Here is an 18727-nt window from a genome sequence, read left to right as displayed (position 1 = left end):
TATAGGAATTCGTTCAAAAATGCTGATCTGGGATTTTCAAAAAGTTTCTCTTAAATTGTAGCATTCAAGAGAAAAAAAACGTCTTGATGGAAACAAGCTAGCCATGAAAAAAATCTTTATCAAAACCTACATGGGTTCAAAAGCTATTTCAAGCTTATATATCCTTTCAGCATTTTTCTTTTGCTTTGGTTGTATCAATAATGAGGACGATTCCCTTTCAGACAAAGTTGAAGCTAATCTCAGGGCTTTGTCTTCGGATGAAAACAGGCTCTCCGATGCTAATACCAAGTTTTCAATTAACCTTTTTCAACAAATAGCCTCGAATAATGATTCAGAAAATCTATTTTTCAGCCCATATTCAGTGCACCAAGCATTGGCTATGGCTATGAATGGAAATGAGGGGGTAGTTTTAGAAGAATTTATCCAAATTTTACAATTGGAAGGCATGAGCTTAGCAGAGGCAAATCAAGCTGTCAAAGACTTAACTTCCTTCCTACTTGATGTAGATTCAAAAGTAAAGCTAAACATCGCAAATGGTATCTGGTATAAAGATGATTATCAAGCACAAATTCCTTTCAAGAATACTTCTCAGCAATATTTCAATGCTGAAATAGCTCCTCTTGATATGCATAATCCTAACTCTGTAAACATCATCAATAACTGGATCGAAAAACAGACCAATAACCTCATCAAAGACATGCTGGACTTCATTCCATCTGATGCTGTGATGTATTTAGTCAATGCTATTTACTTCAAAGGGGATTGGACTTATAATTTTCCTAAGGAAAATACCAAAAAAGAAAAATTCACTCTTGGAAATGGGCAAGAAATCATGACAGACATGATGAATTTGGGTGATCCAGCTGGATTCAAAACACATTTCTCCGCAGATTACACCTATCTGGAGATCCCTTACAGCTCGGGTCAATATACAATGGGAATACTGATCAACGAAAGCGGGGACCTGTCGCAGCTATCCCAACAATTCACCATGGAAAACCTGAATACCTGGAGAGATAATTCAAGAGATGCAAATTTGATTTTGAAAATGCCAAAATTTAAAATTGAATATAGAATTGATAATCTATCAAAAGACTTACAAGCGATGGGCTTAGAAAAGGCCTTTTACTTTCATAAAGACAACTTTACAGCTTTGTTTTCTAACCCAACTGAACCTTTGAAAATCGACAGGGTTATTCACCAAGCTCTGATAGAAGTAGATGAAAGAGGCACGGAAGCTGCTGCGGCAACGATTGTTGAAGTAGTTGAGCTAGTCAGTTTACTTCCAGATAGATCCCCTACTATTTTTACATTGGACAGGCCTTTCATATTTTTTATTCAGGAAAAGCATAGCGGAGCGATTTTATTTATAGGTAAATTGGAAAATCCTGAAAATAGTTGACACTTTTTCTATTGATTTCCCTATTGTCTCGTCCTGAAAATAGTTGACACTTTTCCTTACAATTACTATAGTTCAACCTCCCGAAACTGTCGGGACAGACACTTCGGGGTTGTGTTTCGCTCATCGACTTTGATCCCCTGGTAGCAATCCGGGGCAATTCAAAGTTTAACCCTGCCTGCAGCAGGCAGGCACTTCGTGGTTAATTGACATAACACTCATGTCTCATTACTTTGTCTTTGTCTCATAGCTAGCTTCTCTTTTCGTTTCTTGACTCTCACTCATTCTAAGACAAAATTCAATACCCAACTTTCTTATGTATATAATTTTTTTATATATTTGACTTACTGATGTATCAAAATCATTATGTCCAACAACAATTTAATAAAAGGAAGCCTTCAAACCATCATCCTTAAACTTCTTGAGGAAAATGATAAAATGTATGGCTATGAAATAACCCAAAGGGTCAAAGAACTTACCGAAGGTGAAATTAAAATTACCGAAGGAGCCCTCTACCCTGCCCTCCACAAGCTAGAAGCAGAAGGAATGCTGACCACAGAAATCCAACAAGTGGATAACAGGGTTAGGAAATACTATAGCCTAACCAAGGACGGTCAAAAAGAAGTGAGTGCAAAAATGTCCGAGCTTCAAAGCTTCGTGGGCAATCTCCAGAGAATATTAGATCCGGAGTGGAAACCGGGCTTGGCTTGATTCCAAACCTTTGGGGTTTTAAAAACCCCGAAGGTTTAAAACAAGAAAATAGTATTTATACCATCACATACCTTAAAACCTTCGAGCTCTAAAAAAGACCTCAAAGGTTAATCGGAAATATGCGTCAACTTACAGAAATAGAACTACAGGAAATCAGGAGAAGCATTATGAGGAAAGAAATTTCCTCAGCTGAGATTCTTATGGAGATTTATGATCACTATATCAGTCATTTACAAGAATTTCCTGAAGAAAATTTCAATGAACAACTTTTTGAACTGGATGAAAAGTTCACTTATGGATATTGTCATGCTTTGCAGTATAAATTCAATAAAAAAGCCAAAGAAGATATTCACCAAACTCAATGGATGGTGATTAGAAAATACTTTTGTACATCAAGATGGTTCTATTTAGCAGGGATAATGGCTTTGGCTTTTTATGTAGCTACTCAAGCAAGAACTGAAAAAGAATTGGGAGTTCTTTTGTTATCCCCCATGATTCTATTGCTGATAGTTAACATTGCCTTCGGATATCAAAATTTCAGAAAGCTTAGACCTATCAAAAAAACATTTAAAGACATAGGAATCCCGATCAATTCTTCTTTGGCGCTACCAATCACTGAACGCATGTATTTTCCCATTTTGATGGCGCAACTTTTTGTCTATGTTCCAAAATTAATTTTCTCCCAAATTGATCTATTACCTTATCTACCCGCTGGAGCTGCCATGATCACAATATTGCTTACACTTTATACAGTTTCATTATTGGAAGTCTGGAAAATCAAATCTAAAACGGCATTGGTATGAGAAAACTTACCGACACAGAAATCCAAACCATCAAAGACAGGTTAGACAGCTTAAATCTGTCTTATTTAGAAATCTACAATGAGCTTTTGGATCATTATGTCACGGCATTGGAAGAGGTGGAACAGGAAGAATTTGATCACAGAAAAGAATTATTGGATGAGGAATTCGCTTGGTCAGTAGTAAGAGGTATGGAAAAACAGCTGCTGAACTCAGTCAGCAGTGAGTTAAAAAACTCTCAATTAGAATCACTGAAATTCTGGAAAATGGATTTTTGGAGAGTTTTTGGGATTTTCACTTACACAGTTTTATTGATTGTTGTTTATAAAACGATAAGCCTTGATGTGATGATGGTTTTTTCTTTTTTGCCAGCATTAGGGATTATGATAGTCTTACTTTATCATTCAGGAAATTATTTTTGGTTTTCTTTCAAGCCAAGTTATTTCAGACCTAGAAATGTCATCTTACAGGCAGCTTTAGGAAGATACTGGTTCGTTTTAAATTCGAGTAATTTCTTTTTTTTCATTACATCAATAATATTAGATAAAAATGATTTAGAACATTCGGCAATGATTCTGATGCTGTTCTACAGCACACTTTTGAATCTCTATGCACTATCGCTTTATCATTCCATCAATCTAAAAACCTTCAAATTGATCAAATCATGAATAGATTAGATATAAAGTATTTAGAGGAAAAACTAGCGGAAAGACCTTTCAGGTGGGAAGAGTTATATTTTGAAATTCTTGACCATGTACTTTGCAAATATGAAGCCTCAGGAATAAATGATGTCGAGGCATTTTGGGAGCAGGAAAAATCAAATTGGAGTTGGGGGAAGATTTACAAATTAAGGTTCTTTCATCATTTATCGTTGATTTGGCTTTTCCTTTACACCTTTCTTAAGTCTCTTTTTTCTATTGGACAAGAGGAATTGAAATTCAAAATTCCTATTTTGGTACTGGCTGTTTTTATAGGATTTACATTCTTTGAAAATTCATTCAACATAACAACAGCGCTTATCGTCTTTCTTTGGTTTGGCTTCCCAACAATATTTCAAACATGGATCTATCACAGCCGTGACACTTTGGGTGAGAAATCATTGCTTTTAAGGAAAAATAGGTATGTAAGTGCAAAAAGAGACGCCATGTGGACTTGCCTTTTAGCATGTTTCGTTTTCTGGCAGATAATATTCGACACAAGCAGAAAAATGCTTGAACTTGACGAATACTTCGCTATTACATATTATCATCCAATAATTTCAAGCATCATTATTTACATGTTTATCTTATCGGCAAGAGCATTTTACACCGTGTACTCTATCCAACTCAAACCTTTTTTATATGGAGCTAAGTAAAGACCAAATCGAACAATTGCATTACCACATCAATGACAAGCATATCGAGTATGTTGAAATTCGAGACGAGGTACTGGATCACTATCAGACTGCATTGGAATCAGAGGAAGAAAAGTCAATGGAAGATGTCTTGAGATCCCTTGATCAATCTTTCACAATTGGCTATTGTAGAAAGGCAGGAAGAGACTATTTGAGTAACTTAAAGAAAGAATATACCACAAGATTCAAGCAAGAAATACTAGCTCTATTTACAACTAGAAAAATTTGGATCACGCTATTAATTTTGGGAATAGTTATTTCTTTTCCTAGTTGGATTCCAAAAAGTGGTGCGTTAGTACATCTACTCAATTTGATTGTAATCTCTACCATGAGTATTGAAAATTGGATGATCGGGAGAAATTACCCTAACAAAAACCATAAACATCATTACAGAAGTAAGGACGACAAACCCATTTTTGCCCATACCAAAGCTGACACACCAAAGGGTTACGCCATACTTCATGGAATTATATTAGTATTAGTAATGATTCCGCTATTGTTTACTTATGGGATATATACTGATGAGACAAGGAGTCAGTCTATTATTTTTGAACCACCATACCTGTACTTCACTATAATAGGCGTATGGCTTCTACTCCTATTGACAATAGTAAGATACAGAGTTAAGACCACACTTTCCAAGCCTCAATTTAGATAACTTTTGAGCCATGAGAAAACTTACCGACACAGAAATCCAAACCATTAAAGACCGGCTTGATCGCTGCTTGATTGCTTATGCAGAAATATATGATGAGCTCTTGGATCATTATATCTCTGCTTTGGAGCAAACACCTGAGGAAGAGTTTGATTGTAAAAAAGAAGCTTTGGATGACGAATTCTCTTGGTCAATCATTAAACAGATGGAGAAAGACCTTCAAAAGGTTGCTTGGCGAGAATTGATGAATACCGCGAAATCAAGTTTTAAGGTTTGGAGTTTGGGCTGGAAGAAAATAGGGATTTTGATTTTGACGGCAGTGATTCTGATACAGATATTTTACTTCGCAGGCGAAGAGTCTTTTTATATTGTAGTAATGATGTTTTTTGTAATATTGATGGGGTCCTCCATTTATTACAACAGAAAAAAATATGGATTCACGTTATCCCTTTCTCCAGGCAAACATCAACCTAAACACGTATTGGCAGCCACGTTCTTCGGTTCTCAAGGATTAATTTTTGGCATAATCCACCTGTCTGCACAATTACTTCCTATGCTTTTGTTAAATACTCCTTACGAACATTTGACTCCATTCCTACTTCTCAGCCTAGGCATGATCATTCTTGCCTATTCATGGCTAGTATTCACCACCATCAATCTCAAAACCTTCAAACTGATCAAATCATGAAGCTAGATAAAGACCAAATCGACCAACTCAAAAAACTGATTTCTTACAAAGGTTATCCACAAGTGGATGTGCAATATGAAATCTTGGATCATGTCGCTTGCAAAGTGGAAGTCCTGATGGAAGAAAACCCAAAGCTTAGTTTATCAGATGCTTTCAGAAAAGTCCATGCTTCCTTTGGTATTTTTGGGTTTTCGGAATTAGAGGAGTCTTATGTGAAAATGATTTCAAAAAGGCTGAGAGGGTATTATTGGGAAGAGTTGAAAAGCTTATTGACTAGCTATAGAATCTTGTATCCAATCCTAATTTTGCTGATTTTGTTCCAGCCATCTAACTGGTTTCAAGATTCCAAATCATGGATATTGATGATGATTGGTTTTGTTCTGATTTCTTTCTTGACAATCATAATTCGTTATTGGCGCAAACACAATAAGTATAAGAAGTACGCTTCCTATATAGCTTCAAACAATGTTTTTGCAATGATCAATTTCGGAATTATTACCTGCTCACAAAGTTGGAATTTTGTTTATAATGATAATTCAACACCAGATGTGCTTTTCTCTCGAATCTTTAAAGGAGTAATTTTATCATGTCTCTGTTTACTTTTTGTCAGTATTTTCATTCTTCCGAGGGTTTTAGACAGAAGTATGTCCGATACTGAGGAATTAATCAATATTTATGGAGAAAACTGATTGACCAACAAAAGAAATCGCCCATGCCTACGGCATTTTTAGAAACCTTCACTCATTTCTATCCATGGTTTAAAAACCATGGTTAATAGTTCGGCCGCTCCTATGGAGCTGTTTCCATATTACCAAAGCCAAAAGTATGGCTAGTGTATTAACAGAGAACTCTATCCTACCACCCCCCTCACAGTGCCGTAGGTACGATCGATATACTAACCGTGGGTTTTAACCTACGAACACGGTCCCCACAGTGCCGTAGGCACAACCGAGACACTAACCGTGGGTTTGAACCTATGAATACGGCCCTCACAGTGCCAGAGACACAAATGACATAACCGTGGGTTTGAACCTATGAACACGGTCCTCACAGTGCCGTAGGCACGATCGACATACTAACCGTGGGTTTCAACCTATGAACACGGTCCTCACAGTGCCATAGGCACGATCGACATACTAACCGTGGGTTTCAACCCACGGACACTGATCAACCCACGAACACGCACCTCAAAGTCCCGTAGGGACGGGCGATATATCCTTGAAGCACAATAAGTCTCCTCAATCAAATATCAACCGCTTCAAATACAAGTTCTCATCTTTCTCCCTGATTAAAAAACTAACTGTGTCTCCTTTCACTTGAGGGATCAGATTAGGGTAATCATCTAAATACCAAGCACCTGCAATTTCAGTCTCTTTAATTGTCATTTTCTCAAGATCAATTTTCATCAACATCCACCTATAAGTCCCTAAGCCATAATCCCTATCACGGGTATCAAAAGAGTGGTATGATGCATAAAAAACTTTTTTAGATGAATTCTGGTCAGAAGCTAAACCATTAAACTGATCTGTGAGTGGTGCTGAAAACGGATCATCAGTATAGTATCCGATTTCAGGATCATGATGCTCAGATTCTAATTTATATACGCCGTTCAGATCACCATTGAGCAAATATTCTTTCAAAATCGGAACTCCCGCAACATTAAGGATATAGATTTTTTCATCTTTGATGATTTTACTTTCATTGGTACTTAAGACCAAATTACCTTCCGTGTAAGGTTTGGGGTATTTTCCAAAATCAATTCTAAATCTACCCTTTTCATCAAAAACTGAAACTAAAGGAGAAAATTTAAAATTTTCATTTGTTGTAGAGCTATTATATTCAGTACTTACATAAATTGATTTTTGGAAAACTTCAAAAAACACATTGTATCGTGGTTTCATCATATGATTCTTAAACTTTAAATCCACAACTTCTTCAAACTTTTTATCAAGATTAAAAACATAAACTTTACTTAATAAGTGATTTAGTATATATATGTTATCCCCGACAATGCAAAAATTCGAATAGCTTTTTTTTGGAATTATAAAACTGTCTATACTATCTGATTCATAAGTTGCCAAAAACTCTCCTGTTTTCGAATGAAACATATTTATACTTGAAAATGAGCCATCTCCAAAAGCCAAAAGTGTGTCATTGTAAATTTTTGAATTCTTTAAATTTGAAAAACTAAATCCACTATCGTCAATCTTAATTGAATCTATAATAGTAAGATTTCCTTGTAGAATTTCAAAAACATTTTCTTCGGATTGAAAGCAAGAAAACAAGCTTATAGTTATAAATGCAAATAGTAAAATTCTAATTTTCATAAATATATCATTTTAGTAAAAAGAGAGGGGATACCCCTCTCTTTTTTAAGCCCGCACCGTAACTCCTCTAGCCACAGTTACTTCTCCATGTTCACCACAATCATATGTTGCAGTAGCTCCTCCTGGATTAACTTCTTTCAATTTACAAGGAACAGCATTCGCATCTTGTACATTGACGAAGAACATCCCAACCATTGCAAACATGATTAGACCTGATTTTAAAATAGACTTTTTCATAAATAATTGATTAAAATTTTTCCACACACTCTCAGGCAGTGCAGTCCTCCTAAAAAGTATTCCTAACCGGTATTGAAAACTTTTCGAAAACTAAATTACCCCCCCCCGAAATTAAAAAACAAGTTTTGAAAATACTCAAGATTACGCATAGAACTATAATAACAACTTGACATCTAAACACCTCCGGCTAAACCTATTTTAAAATAGATTTAATCCCCAATTTAAAATCGCCCATGCCTACGGCATTTTCGAAACTTGCCATCATTTCTATCTACGGTTTGAAAACCGTGGCAATTAATTCGGTCGCTCCTATGGAGCTGAACTATGCAAAACCCCATTGGTCAAACAATCAACACAAAATCCATTCTAATATTAATCAACAATAAATAAGACAAAACCCTATCTAAAGTGTCCCGTAGGCACAAACTATTTTATTACTCAGAGTTTTAAAACCACAGATAAAACACATTTCAAAATTCAGTACCAAAGGCACGTCGAATGTATTAACAGTGGGTTTTAACACGGCCCTTCAAGTGCCGTAGGCACGATCGACATACTAACCGTGGGTTTCAACCCACGGACACTGATCAACCCACGAACCCGCTCCTCAAAGTCCCGTAGGGACGGCCGATATATCCTTGAAACACAATAAGTCTACTCAATCAAATATCAACCGCTTCAAATACAAGTTCTCATCTTTCTCCCTAATCAAAATAGTTACTGTATCTCCCTTCACTTGGGGAATGAGATTACGAACTTCATTCAGATGCCATGCTCCACCAATTTCAGTCTCTTTAATTGTCATATTCTCGAGATCAATTTTCATCAACATCCACTTGTAAGTACCCAAACCAAATTCCCTGTCACGGGTGTCAAAAGAACTATAGCTAGCATAAAAAACTTTTTTAGACGAATTCTGATCAGAAGCTAAGCCATTAAACTGATCGGTTAAAGGTGCTGAAAATGGGTCATTGATATAATATCCGATTTCAGGATCATGATGCTCAGATTCTAATTTATATACGCCATTCAGATCACCATTGAGCAAATACTCTTTCAAAATCGGAACTCCCGCCACATTGAGGATATAGATTTTTCCATCTTTTATGATTTTGTTTTCATTAGCACTTAAAACTAAACCCCCTTCTAAATACGGTTTAGGGTAACTACCAATCTTATAAGAATAATCACCATATTTATCAATGACTGTCAGTAGTGGTGAAAATTTAAACGTTTCTTTTAATCCCCCTGCAGAATATTCGGTACTCACAAAAAACTGTTCATTATAATTTTCAAAAAATGTATCAAACTGACCTTTAAATAATTCATTTTCGAATTTCAGATCAATTGATTTGATATATTTCTTATCAAGACTAAAGACATAAACTTTACTCAAAAGGTGATTAAGAAGAAAAAAATTGTTACCATTAATTGCAAAATTAGAATAGCTTCTCTTTGGTATAATATAGCTTTCAATACTATCTGACTCAAAAGTCATGAGAAAATCACCTGTGTTAGAATGAAACATATTGATACTAGAAAACGACCCATCACCGAACCCCAAGATAGAATCGTTATAAATTTTCGCATTCCAGACTGAAGCAAAGCTAAATCCACTATCGTCTATTTGAACAGAGTCTAAAATTGTTAAATTTCCTGATTCAATTTCAAAAACCCTTTCTTCTGATGATTGACATGAAATCAATTTGAAAATAATAAAGAGAAATAGGGAAGTTTTAATTTTCATATGGTTTTATAATTAGTGAAAAGTTGGAGGGCTTCCCCTCCAAAGAAATTATGCTCTTACCGTTTTACCTCTAGCCACAGTCACTTCACCATGCTCCCCACAATCATATACTGCTGTTGCCCCTCCTGGATTAAGTTTTACCAACTTACATGGTACAGCATTCGCATCTTGCACATTGACGAAGAACATTCCAACCATTGCAAACATGATTAGACCTGATTTTAAAATAGACTTTTTCATAAATAATTGATTAAAATTTTTCCACACACTCTCAGGCAGTGCAGTCCTCCTAAAAAGTATTCCTAACCGGTATTGAAAACTTCTCGAAAACTAAATTACCCCACCCATAAATTAAAAAACAAGTTTTGAAAATACTCAAGATTACGCATAGAACTATAATAACAACTTGACATCTAAACAGCTCCAGCTAAACCTGTTTTAAAATAGATTTAATCCCCAATTTAAAATCGCCCATGCCTACGGCATTTTTAGAAACTTCCCATCATTTCAATCCACGGTTTGAAAACCGTGGCAATTAATTCGGTCGCTCCTACGGAGCTGAACTATGCAAAACCCCATTGATCAAACAATCAACATAAAATCCATTCTAATATTAATCAACAATAAATAAGACAAAACCCCCTCTAAAGTGTCCCGTAGGCACAAACTATTTTATTACTCAGAGTTTTAAAACCACAGATAAAACACATTTCAAAATTCAGTACCAAAGGCACGTCGAATGTATTAACAGTGGGTTTTAACACGGCCCTTCAAGTGCCGTAGGCACGATCGACATACTAACCGTGGGTTTCAACCCACGGACACTGATCAACCCACGGACACACGCCACAAAGTCCCGTAGGGACGGCCGATATATCCTTGAAGCACAATAAGTCTCTTCAATCAAATATCAACCGCTTCAAATACAAGTTCTCATCTTTCTCCCTGATTAAAAAACTAACTGTGTCTCCTTTCGCTTGAGGGATCAGATTAGGATAATCATCTAAATACCAAGCACCTGCAATCTCAGCCTCTTTAATTGTCATTTTCTCAAGATCAATTTTCATCAACATCCACCTATAAGTCCCTAAGCCATAATCCCTATCACGGGTATCAAAAGAGTGGTATGATGCATAAAAAACTTTTTTTGACGAATTCTGATCAGAAGCTAAGCCATTAAACTGATCAGTCAAAGGTGCTGAAAATGGGTCATTGATATAATATCCGATTTCAGGGTCATGATGCTCAGATTCTAATTTATATACGCCATTCAGATCACCATTGAGCAAATACTCTTTCAAAATCGGAACTCCCGCAACATTAAGGATATAGATTTTTTCATCTTTGATGATTTTGCTTTCATTGGTACTAAGAACCAAATTACCTTCTGTATAAGGTTTTGGATAATTGCCAAAATCGTTAATATAGTTGCCTTTCAAATCGAATTCAGTTACGATTTTTGAATATTTAAATCGTTCACTTAATGTACCATCATTAACAGAACTTAGAAAAATCGAATTATTGTGGATTTCAAAAAAACCTTCAAACGCAGGTTTCTGAGAAAAATCACTGAATTTCAATTCAATTTTTTCGATAAAATTCTTATCTAAATCAAAGACAAACACATTTCTCACTAAGTCATTTAAAATAAAAACCCGATCTCCATCGATATAAAAAAAAGACATGTCTTTTACAGGAAGTTGATAGCTGTCAATGCTATCTGTCTCATAAGTTGACAAAAATGCACCTGATTTCGAATGAAAAAGATTAATACTACGAAATGTAGCGTCACCAAAACCTAAGATACTATCATTATATACCCTTGGATTATATACTTCACCAAAACTAAATCCACTATCGTCGATCTTAACTGAATCTAAAATAGTAAGATTTCCTTGTTGAATTTCAAAAACTTGTTCTTCGGATTGATTACAAGAAATCAAGCTATTAATTATAAAAACAAATGATAAAACTCTTTTTTTCATAAAATATCAATTTAGTGAAAAATGGAGGAGATTTTCCCCTCCAAATGCAAATTTTACTATGGAGTAACTGTTTTACCCCTTGCTACAGTTACTCTTCCATGCTCACCACAATCGTATTCTGCGGTAGCTCCTCCTGGATTAAGTTTTACCAACTTACATGGTACAGCATTCGCATCTTGCACATTGACGAAGAACATCCCAACCATTGCAAACATGATTAGACCTGATTTTAAATTAGACTTTTTCATAAATAATTGATTAAAATTTTACCCTACACTCTCAGGCAGTGCAGTCCTCCTAAAAAGTATTCCTAACCGGTATTGAAAACTTTTCGAAAACTAAATTACCCCACCCCGAAATTAAAAAACAAGTTTTGAAAATACTCAAGATTACGCATAGAGCTATAATAACAACTTGACATCTAAACACCTCCGGCTAAACCTGTTTTAAAATAGATTTAATCCCCAATTTAAAATCGCCCATGCCTACGGCATTTTCGAAACTTGCCATCATTTCTATCCACGGTTTGAAAACCGTGGCAATTAATTCGGTCGCTCCTATGGAGCTGAACTATGCAAAACCCCATTGATCAAACAATCAACATAAAATCCATTCTAATATTAATCAACAATAAATAAGACAAAACCCTCTCTAAAGTGTCCCGTAGGCACAAACTATTTTATTACTCAGAGTTTTAAAACCACAGATAAAACACATTTCAAAATTCAGTACCAAAGGCACGTCGAATGTATTAACAGTGGGTTTTAACATGGTCCTTCAAGTGCCGTAGGCACGATCGATATACTAACCGTGGGTTTCAACCCACGGACACTGATCAACCACGAACACGCACCTCAAAGTCCCGTAGGGACAGGCGATATATCCTTAAAGCACAATAAGTCTCCTCAATCAAATATCAACCGCTTCAAATACAAGTTCTCATCTTTCTCCCTGATTAAAAAACTAACTGTGTCTCCTTTCACTTGAGGGATCAGATTAGGATAATCATCTAAATACCAAGCACCTGCAATTTCAGTCTCTTTAATTGTCATATTCTCAAGATCAATTTTCATCAACATCCACCTATAAGTCCCTAAGCCATAATCCCTATCACGGGTATCAAAAGAGTGGTATGATGCATAAAAAACTTTTTTTGGCGAATTCTGGTCAGAAGCTAAACCATTAAACTGATCAGTGAGTGGTGCTGAAAACGGATCATCAGTATAGTATCCGATTTCAGGATCATGATGCTCAGATTCTAATTTATATACGCCATTCAGATCACCATTCAGCAAATATTCTTTCAAAATCGGTACTCCTGCAACATTGAGGATATAGATTTTTCCATCTTTTATGATTTTGTTTTCGTTTGCACTTAAGACCAAATTACCTTCTAAATAGGGCTTCGGGTAAGATCCAAAATCATTGATAAAATCCCCATTTGCATTAAATACAGAAACTAATGGAGAATGCTTGAAAGTTTCATGCATACTTACCCCGTCAAAATCAGTACTTATATAATATCGATCATCAACAAACTCAAAGAGCACATTAAATTGAGGCTTATAAAAGTTATCCTTAAATTTCAATTCCACTACTTCTATAAACTCTTTATTAAGAGCAAAAACATAAACCTTACTAAGAAGATGGTTTAACAAGTAAATTCTATTTCCATTAATTGAAAAATTCGAATAACTTTTTTTCGGAATGATAAAACTTTCGATACTATCTGATTCAAAAGTTGCCAAAAACTCTCCTGTTTTCGAATGAAACATGTTTATGCTTGAAAAAGAACCGTCTCCAAGTGCTAACATTGAATCATTGTACACTTTCACATTCCAAACTGAAGAAAAACTAAACCCACTATCATCGATTTTAACTGAGTCTACTATTGTTAAATTTCCTGATACAGTTTCAAAAAATAGTTCATCTGATTGTTTACATGAAGTCAATTTGAGAAGTATAAGGAGACATAAGATTATTTTAATTTTCATGTTATCTTGTTAAAGGTAAAAAATTGGAGGGTTTCCCCTCCAAAGAAATTATGCTCTTACCGTTTTACCTCTTGCCACAGTCACTTCACCATGCTCCCCACAATCATATATTGCCGTAGCACCACCTTCATTAATCTTTTTTAGTTTACAAGGAACGGCATTCGCATCTTGCACATTGACGAAGAACATCCCAACCATTGCAAACATGATTAGACCTGATTTTAAATTAGACTTTTTCATAAATAATTGATTAAAATTTTACCCTACACTCTCAGGCAGTGCAGTCCTCCTAAAAAGTATTCCTAACCGGTATTGAAAACTTTTCGAAAACTAAATAACCTCACCCCGAAATTAAAAAACAAGTTTTGAAAATACTCAAGATTACGCATAGAGCTATAATAACAACTTGACATCTAAACACCTCCGGCTAAACCTGTTTTAAAATAGATTTAATCCCCAATTTAAAATCGCCCATGCCTACGGCATTTTTAGAAACCTTCACTCATTTCTATCCATGGTTTAAAAACCATGGTTAATAGTTCGGACGCTCCTATGGAGCTGTTTCCATACTACCAAAGCCAAAAGTATGGCTAGTGTATTAACAGAGAACTCTATCCTAACACCCCCCTCACAGTGCCGTAGGTACGATCGATATACTAACCGTGGGTTTCAGCCCACGGACACAGATCAACCCACGAACCAGCTCTTCAAAGTTCCGTAGGGACGGCCGATCTCTAAACTTAAACGTTTAATATCCTACTCAAACTTTTATCATTCAGCTAGCTATGTTAAATTAGTTCATTCTTTAAACCAAAATTCTTTTTTATGGCAAATACCTATTCTTCAATTATAATTCAGACCGTTTTTGCGGTAAAGTACAGAAATGCTATGATCCAGCAAGAATGGAAAAATGAATTATTATCAGTAATTGGCAATCTTATTAATGAAACCGAATGTAAAACTTTTATAGTAAATGGCGTTTCAGATCATATACATTGTTTAATTGGCTTAAAACCAAAACATTCGATCTCAACAGTAATGCAATCAGTAAAAGCCAAATCCTCTAAATGGCTCAATGAATCAGATTATCTAAATTGTAGATTTGAATGGCAAGACGGGTTTGGAGCTTTCTCATACAGCTATGGGCAAATCGACAAAGTTTACAACTATATAAAAAATCAAGAATCTCATCATCAAAAAATAAGCTTCTTAGATGAATATGAAAAACTCTTGAACAAATACAATGTAGATTTTGATGATAGATACATTTTCAAAAACCTCCAATAAAATCGCCCATGCCTACGGCATTTTTTGGAAATACTGTCATTTCACGCCACGGCTTGAAAGCCGTGGCTAATAGATCTGTCGCTCCTACGGAGCTTTTTAACAGCTTCAAAAGCCAAAAACTCAACAATCTCAATACTGCAATAGTAAGATTCAAAAGTTCCAAACTTTAAGTTCCAGATGCAAACGAGATATATTAAACAAAGACTTCAATCCACAGATTTGATGGCCTTTTAAAACCTCACAGTGCCATAGGCACGAACGATATACTAACCGTGGGTTTTAACCCAAAGACACACCTCCACAAAGCTCAGCAGGAATGAACGACATACCCAAACTCAACAATACATATTGAAAAACATGCATTAGTAGCTCTTCAGCTCACAGTGCCGTAGGCACGAACGACATACTAACCGTGGGTTTTAAACCACAGACACACCTCCACAAAGCTCAGCAGGAATTAACGACATATTCAAACTCAACGATACATATTGAAAAACATACATTGGTAGCTCTTCAGCTCACAGTGCCATAGGCACGAGCGATATACTAACCGTGGGTTTCATCCCACGGACTCAAAAAGCTCCTATACCCACAAAGTGCCAGAGGCACGTCCGATGTATTAACCGTGGGTTTCAACCCACGGCCAAGGATCAACCCAAGGACGCGCTCCTAAAAGTCCCGTAGGGACGGCCGATAAGCTAAAAGATAGTTTAAAACCTAATCCGTTTGGCAAAAAAAATCACTTCCCTCTAGACAAAACCAAATCTCCTGGCAAGTCCATCATCATCTCCAACAATTCTATAGAAGGCCTAGTAACTTCCAATGGAACAGGGTAGAGCCTTAGACGGATATCATCTGGTTTGTTTTCATCAAAATACTCCATCAGTGATGCGATAGTCTCTTGATCTGGAACTTCTAGTCTAACACGCACTACTCCATCTCTGATCATCCCCAACTCCCTTGCCGCTCCTTTTGATAAATCAACCACTCTTTTGGAATTTGGAGGGAGTCTATCATTGACACGTACCCATACCGCTTTTTCATTTTTCAAATTAACGACTCTAAGCATCGTGCCGAATGGAAGATTCTTGTGGGCTGCGGTCAAATGTTCCATATTGTAAACTTCACCATTTGCAGTCTTTCTCAGATGAAATCGGGTTCCATAGTAGCTTGCTACTCCCTCTTGTATCAAAAAAGTGGAATCAATTACCGTATAATTGTTTTCTATCTCCAATTCTTCCACTTGTGCCTGCACAGAAAATACTCCTGTGAGCAAAAAAAATAGGAATGTAAATACTTTTTTCATAAGCGCTTGCATGGCAAATCATGTGCCAATTTATGTCATTTATAAAGAACCTCGTTTGCAATGGTTGCAAGAAGATTCTGACTTTAAACTCCATTAATATTTAAAAGCTGACGAATTTATAATATTTTCTTGAAAATCATACTACTTACTTTTGATTTATGATCAAAATCCTACACACGGCAGATTGGCACCTAGGAAAAAGATTACAGGATTTTTCCAGAATGGGAGAACAAAATATTAATTTAGCAAAAAAACTAATAACTCCTTTTTATCCCCTTGAAATTTGATTTTACGAGATTAAATTTTTATATATGCATTAAACTATTTTAACTTCTTTTTTATGAAACATATACACATTACTTCTATTTTGCTTTTCCTATTTTCCATTCAAGGATTCACCCAATCCAACTATTGCTATCCCAACCAAGGGGATGATTTTTGGATTATTGGGGTGCAATACGGCTCCAAGAGACTCTCAGATTGCCACACCCAAGCAACCTACAACTGTCATGGTTTTACAAAAGCAATGATGGAAAACGAACAAAGAGTCATCTTAAAGAAATAATCCATGGCTAGATTAATCATTTTTATATTCTTTATTTTATTTTCAAACAATATATTGGCACAAAAGAACAAAACTAATGCAGGAAGATTTGAAATTTCAATCGGTGGTGGTGTACTTATACCCGTTGGGAAGTTTGCTTCTACATCAACTGCAGGCTTTGAACAAACTGTTTTTGAAAAAGGAAGTGATCAACAATATGATATTGGTTTTTTTTCAAAAGAAAATCATGGACATGCCAAACGAGGAGGTGATATAAATTTAGAGATCAACTTTCTCGCAGGAAGGTTCTGGGAACATGGTTTATCCTTCGGACAATCTTCAAATGCTATCAGGATAGAATCAGCAAATAAATACTTCGGCAGTAATCAATTCCCTATGGAGGTTAATTTTCACGAAAAATATGAGGTACAAAACTTAGCTTATCTAATTGGTTACAGATTTATTTTAGCCAAATCAGTTGAATTTCGCCCATTTCAAAAAATAGGATTTTCTCGATTAACATTTCCATTTTACATTTTAGAGAGTATTAATTCACCAGGGACTACACTTATTCATGACAGAGATAGACCAAAATCAAACAGTCTATATCTTGAGAGTGGTTTATTGACAAGTATATCGTTATCAAAGAAGTTTGATTTAGGATTTAACCTTTCATATCGTTTTGCGGATTTTGACTATATCATGTACAAAAGAGTTGTACCTGGTGGCTCAACAACTTTAATAGTTCCCGATCAAGTTAATCTGCGAGCAATTATGACTGGATTTAGACTGGCATATAAACTTTAAGCTGACAAGAAATAATCCATGGCTAGATTAATCATTTTTATATTCTTTATTTTATTTTCAAACAATATATTGGCACAAAACAACAAAACCAATATAGGTAGATTTGAAATTTCAATCGGTGGTGGTGTACTTATACCCGTTGGAAAGTTTGCTTCTACATCAACTGCAGGCTTTGAACAAACTGTTTTTGAAAAAGGAAGTGATCAACAATATGATATTGGTTTTTTTTCAAAAGAAAATCATGGACATGCCAAACGAGGAGGTGATATAAATTTAGAGATCAACTTTCTCGCAGGAAGGTTCTGGGAACATGGTTTATCCTTCGGACAATCTTCAAATGCTATCAGGATAGAATCAGCAAATAAATACTTCGGCAGTAATCAATTCCCTATGGAGGTTAATTTTCACGAAAAATATGAGGTACAAAACTTAGCTTATCTAATTGGTTACAGATTTATTTTAGCCAAATCAGTTGAATTTCGCCCATTTCAAAAAATAGGATTTTCTCGATTAACATTTCCATTTTACATTTTAGAGAGTATTAATTCACCAGGGACTACACTTATTCATGACAGAGATAGACCAAAATCAAACAGTCTATATCTTGAGAGTGGTTTATTGACAAGTATATCGTTATCAAAGAAGTTTGATTTAGGATTTAACCTTTCATATCGTTTTGCGGATTTTGACTATATCATGTACAAAAGAGTTGTACCTGGTGGCTCAACAACTTTAATAGTTCCCGATCAAGTTAATCTGCGAGCAATTATGACTGGATTTAGATTGGCATATAAACTTTAGTTCAAAAAACTGTTAACATATCATTTTTTCCAATTGCTTTTGATTA

General features: G+C 35.5%; 22 protein-coding genes. 13 read left to right on the top strand and 9 right to left on the bottom strand.

Translation table 11 applies throughout. The features are described from left to right. The first annotated feature begins 103 nt into the window (after window positions 1–103). From MM236_RS06545 to MM236_RS06510, 8 genes are all read left to right on the top strand, one after another. Window positions 104–1402 (top strand): serpin family protein, encoded by a 1299-nt coding sequence (locus MM236_RS06545; RefSeq protein ID WP_241274145.1) that lies wholly within the window; start codon window positions 104–106, stop codon window positions 1400–1402. A gap of 363 nt (window positions 1403–1765) precedes the next feature. Beyond that, window positions 1766–2110 (top strand): PadR family transcriptional regulator, encoded by a 345-nt coding sequence (locus tag MM236_RS06540; protein ID WP_241274144.1) that lies wholly within the window; start codon window positions 1766–1768, stop codon window positions 2108–2110. Window positions 2111–2229: 119 nt separating this feature from the next. Beyond that, on the top strand, window positions 2230–2913 hold the full coding sequence (locus tag MM236_RS06535) for a hypothetical protein (RefSeq protein WP_241274143.1): 684 nt from the start codon (window positions 2230–2232) through the stop codon (window positions 2911–2913). Then, window positions 2910–3578, top strand: a complete 669-nt coding sequence (locus MM236_RS06530) for a hypothetical protein (protein ID WP_241274142.1) — start codon at window positions 2910–2912, stop codon at window positions 3576–3578. The genes MM236_RS06535 and MM236_RS06530 overlap by 4 nt, the downstream gene beginning before the upstream one ends. After that, window positions 3575–4264 (top strand): hypothetical protein, encoded by a 690-nt coding sequence (locus tag MM236_RS06525; protein WP_241274141.1) that lies wholly within the window; start codon window positions 3575–3577, stop codon window positions 4262–4264. Before MM236_RS06530 ends, MM236_RS06525 begins: the two co-directional genes overlap by 4 nt. Beyond that, a complete protein-coding gene (locus MM236_RS06520; RefSeq protein ID WP_241274140.1) occupies window positions 4251–4961 on the top strand; it encodes a hypothetical protein in 711 nt (236 codons plus the stop codon). The genes MM236_RS06525 and MM236_RS06520 overlap by 14 nt, the downstream gene beginning before the upstream one ends. Window positions 4962–4971: 10 nt before the next feature. Beyond that, entirely contained in the window at window positions 4972–5646 is a 675-nt protein-coding gene (locus MM236_RS06515) for a hypothetical protein (protein WP_241274139.1), read from the top strand. After that, entirely contained in the window at window positions 5643–6335 is a 693-nt protein-coding gene (locus MM236_RS06510) for a hypothetical protein (protein WP_241274138.1), read from the top strand. The genes MM236_RS06515 and MM236_RS06510 overlap by 4 nt, the downstream gene beginning before the upstream one ends. Before the next feature lie 549 nt (window positions 6336–6884). On the opposite strand, the gene MM236_RS06505 is transcribed toward MM236_RS06510, so the two are convergent. The 8 genes from MM236_RS06505 to MM236_RS06470 form a co-directional block, all read right to left on the bottom strand. Continuing rightward, window positions 6885–7973: a hypothetical protein gene (locus MM236_RS06505; protein ID WP_241274137.1), complete on the bottom strand. Its 1089-nt coding sequence runs from the start codon at window positions 7971–7973 to the stop codon at window positions 6885–6887. Window positions 7974–8018: 45 nt separating this feature from the next. Then, entirely contained in the window at window positions 8019–8210 is a 192-nt protein-coding gene (locus MM236_RS06500) for a hypothetical protein (RefSeq protein ID WP_241274136.1), read from the bottom strand. A gap of 658 nt (window positions 8211–8868) precedes the next feature. Next, window positions 8869–9957, bottom strand: a complete 1089-nt coding sequence (locus tag MM236_RS06495) for a hypothetical protein (RefSeq protein WP_241274135.1) — start codon at window positions 9955–9957, stop codon at window positions 8869–8871. 48 nt (window positions 9958–10005) lie between these two features. Further along, window positions 10006–10197, bottom strand: a complete 192-nt coding sequence (locus MM236_RS06490; protein WP_241274134.1) for a hypothetical protein — start codon at window positions 10195–10197, stop codon at window positions 10006–10008. A 659-nt stretch (window positions 10198–10856) separates the two neighbouring features. Next, entirely contained in the window at window positions 10857–11942 is a 1086-nt protein-coding gene (locus MM236_RS06485) for a hypothetical protein (RefSeq protein WP_241274133.1), read from the bottom strand. Window positions 11943–11998: 56 nt separating this feature from the next. Beyond that, window positions 11999–12190: a hypothetical protein gene (locus tag MM236_RS06480; protein WP_241274132.1), complete on the bottom strand. Its 192-nt coding sequence runs from the start codon at window positions 12188–12190 to the stop codon at window positions 11999–12001. Between the two features lie 657 nt (window positions 12191–12847). Next, entirely contained in the window at window positions 12848–13936 is a 1089-nt protein-coding gene (locus MM236_RS06475) for a hypothetical protein (protein WP_241274131.1), read from the bottom strand. Window positions 13937–13984: 48 nt separating this feature from the next. Then, complete coding sequence (locus tag MM236_RS06470; protein WP_241274130.1) at window positions 13985–14176, bottom strand: hypothetical protein; 192 nt, start codon at window positions 14174–14176, stop codon at window positions 13985–13987. A 585-nt stretch (window positions 14177–14761) separates the two neighbouring features. Between MM236_RS06470 and tnpA the strand changes: the two genes are divergently transcribed. Both tnpA and MM236_RS06460 read left to right on the top strand, forming a co-directional pair. After that, window positions 14762–15223 carry an IS200/IS605 family transposase gene (tnpA, locus tag MM236_RS06465; protein ID WP_241274129.1) on the top strand — a complete coding sequence of 154 codons (462 nt, stop codon included), beginning with the start codon at window positions 14762–14764 and terminating at the stop codon, window positions 15221–15223. Window positions 15224–15231: 8 nt separating this feature from the next. After that, window positions 15232–15393, top strand: coding sequence for a hypothetical protein (locus MM236_RS06460; RefSeq protein WP_241274128.1), 162 nt, complete (start codon window positions 15232–15234; stop codon window positions 15391–15393). A 569-nt stretch (window positions 15394–15962) separates the two neighbouring features. Here MM236_RS06460 and MM236_RS06455 read toward each other — a convergent pair. Beyond that, complete coding sequence (locus MM236_RS06455) at window positions 15963–16529, bottom strand: septal ring lytic transglycosylase RlpA family protein (protein ID WP_241274127.1); 567 nt, start codon at window positions 16527–16529, stop codon at window positions 15963–15965. Window positions 16530–16869: 340 nt separating this feature from the next. On the opposite strand from MM236_RS06455, the gene MM236_RS06450 reads away from it, so the two are divergent. Genes MM236_RS06450 through MM236_RS06440 form a run of 3 tightly spaced genes read left to right on the top strand, consistent with a single transcriptional unit; the run spans window position 16870 to window position 18681 of the window. Next, the gene (locus MM236_RS06450) at window positions 16870–17094 is read left to right on the top strand and encodes a hypothetical protein (RefSeq protein ID WP_241274126.1); all 225 of its coding nucleotides are present in this window, start codon (window positions 16870–16872) and stop codon (window positions 17092–17094) included. 3 nt (window positions 17095–17097) lie between these two features. Beyond that, window positions 17098–17880 (top strand): hypothetical protein, encoded by a 783-nt coding sequence (locus tag MM236_RS06445; RefSeq protein WP_241274125.1) that lies wholly within the window; start codon window positions 17098–17100, stop codon window positions 17878–17880. An 18-nt stretch (window positions 17881–17898) separates the two neighbouring features. Next, on the top strand, window positions 17899–18681 hold the full coding sequence (locus MM236_RS06440; RefSeq protein WP_241274124.1) for a hypothetical protein: 783 nt from the start codon (window positions 17899–17901) through the stop codon (window positions 18679–18681). The last annotated feature ends 46 nt before the right edge of the window (window positions 18682–18727 follow it).

Source organism: Belliella calami, from assembly GCF_022549695.1.
In the GTDB taxonomy this organism is placed as follows: domain Bacteria; phylum Bacteroidota; class Bacteroidia; order Cytophagales; family Cyclobacteriaceae; genus Belliella; species Belliella calami.
This window is presented reverse-complemented; position numbering and strand designations above follow the sequence as displayed.

Bases quoted from the DNA above. Each gene is read 5' to 3' on its own strand.
- MM236_RS06500 (WP_241274136.1), bottom strand. From the start codon at position 8,210: ATGAAAAAGTCTATTTTAAAATCAGGTCTAATCATGTTTGCAATGGTT.
- MM236_RS06545 (WP_241274145.1), top strand. From the start codon at position 104: ATGAAAAAAATCTTTATCAAAACCTACATGGGTTCAAAAGCTATTTCA.
- MM236_RS06450 (WP_241274126.1), top strand. From the start codon at position 16,870: ATGAAACATATACACATTACTTCTATTTTGCTTTTCCTATTTTCCATT.
- MM236_RS06440 (WP_241274124.1), top strand. From the start codon at position 17,899: ATGGCTAGATTAATCATTTTTATATTCTTTATTTTATTTTCAAACAAT.
- MM236_RS06515 (WP_241274139.1), top strand. From the start codon at position 4,972: ATGAGAAAACTTACCGACACAGAAATCCAAACCATTAAAGACCGGCTT.
- MM236_RS06510 (WP_241274138.1), top strand. From the start codon at position 5,643: ATGAAGCTAGATAAAGACCAAATCGACCAACTCAAAAAACTGATTTCT.
- MM236_RS06455 (WP_241274127.1), bottom strand. From the start codon at position 16,529: ATGAAAAAAGTATTTACATTCCTATTTTTTTTGCTCACAGGAGTATTT.
- MM236_RS06470 (WP_241274130.1), bottom strand. From the start codon at position 14,176: ATGAAAAAGTCTAATTTAAAATCAGGTCTAATCATGTTTGCAATGGTT.
- MM236_RS06525 (WP_241274141.1), top strand. From the start codon at position 3,575: ATGAATAGATTAGATATAAAGTATTTAGAGGAAAAACTAGCGGAAAGA.
- MM236_RS06460 (WP_241274128.1), top strand. From the start codon at position 15,232: ATGCCTACGGCATTTTTTGGAAATACTGTCATTTCACGCCACGGCTTG.
- MM236_RS06535 (WP_241274143.1), top strand. From the start codon at position 2,230: ATGCGTCAACTTACAGAAATAGAACTACAGGAAATCAGGAGAAGCATT.
- MM236_RS06520 (WP_241274140.1), top strand. From the start codon at position 4,251: ATGGAGCTAAGTAAAGACCAAATCGAACAATTGCATTACCACATCAAT.
- MM236_RS06475 (WP_241274131.1), bottom strand. From the start codon at position 13,936: ATGAAAATTAAAATAATCTTATGTCTCCTTATACTTCTCAAATTGACT.
- MM236_RS06480 (WP_241274132.1), bottom strand. From the start codon at position 12,190: ATGAAAAAGTCTAATTTAAAATCAGGTCTAATCATGTTTGCAATGGTT.
- MM236_RS06540 (WP_241274144.1), top strand. From the start codon at position 1,766: ATGTCCAACAACAATTTAATAAAAGGAAGCCTTCAAACCATCATCCTT.
- MM236_RS06490 (WP_241274134.1), bottom strand. From the start codon at position 10,197: ATGAAAAAGTCTATTTTAAAATCAGGTCTAATCATGTTTGCAATGGTT.
- tnpA (WP_241274129.1), top strand. From the start codon at position 14,762: ATGGCAAATACCTATTCTTCAATTATAATTCAGACCGTTTTTGCGGTA.
- MM236_RS06495 (WP_241274135.1), bottom strand. From the start codon at position 9,957: ATGAAAATTAAAACTTCCCTATTTCTCTTTATTATTTTCAAATTGATT.
- MM236_RS06445 (WP_241274125.1), top strand. From the start codon at position 17,098: ATGGCTAGATTAATCATTTTTATATTCTTTATTTTATTTTCAAACAAT.
- MM236_RS06485 (WP_241274133.1), bottom strand. From the start codon at position 11,942: ATGAAAAAAAGAGTTTTATCATTTGTTTTTATAATTAATAGCTTGATT.
- MM236_RS06505 (WP_241274137.1), bottom strand. From the start codon at position 7,973: ATGAAAATTAGAATTTTACTATTTGCATTTATAACTATAAGCTTGTTT.
- MM236_RS06530 (WP_241274142.1), top strand. From the start codon at position 2,910: ATGAGAAAACTTACCGACACAGAAATCCAAACCATCAAAGACAGGTTA.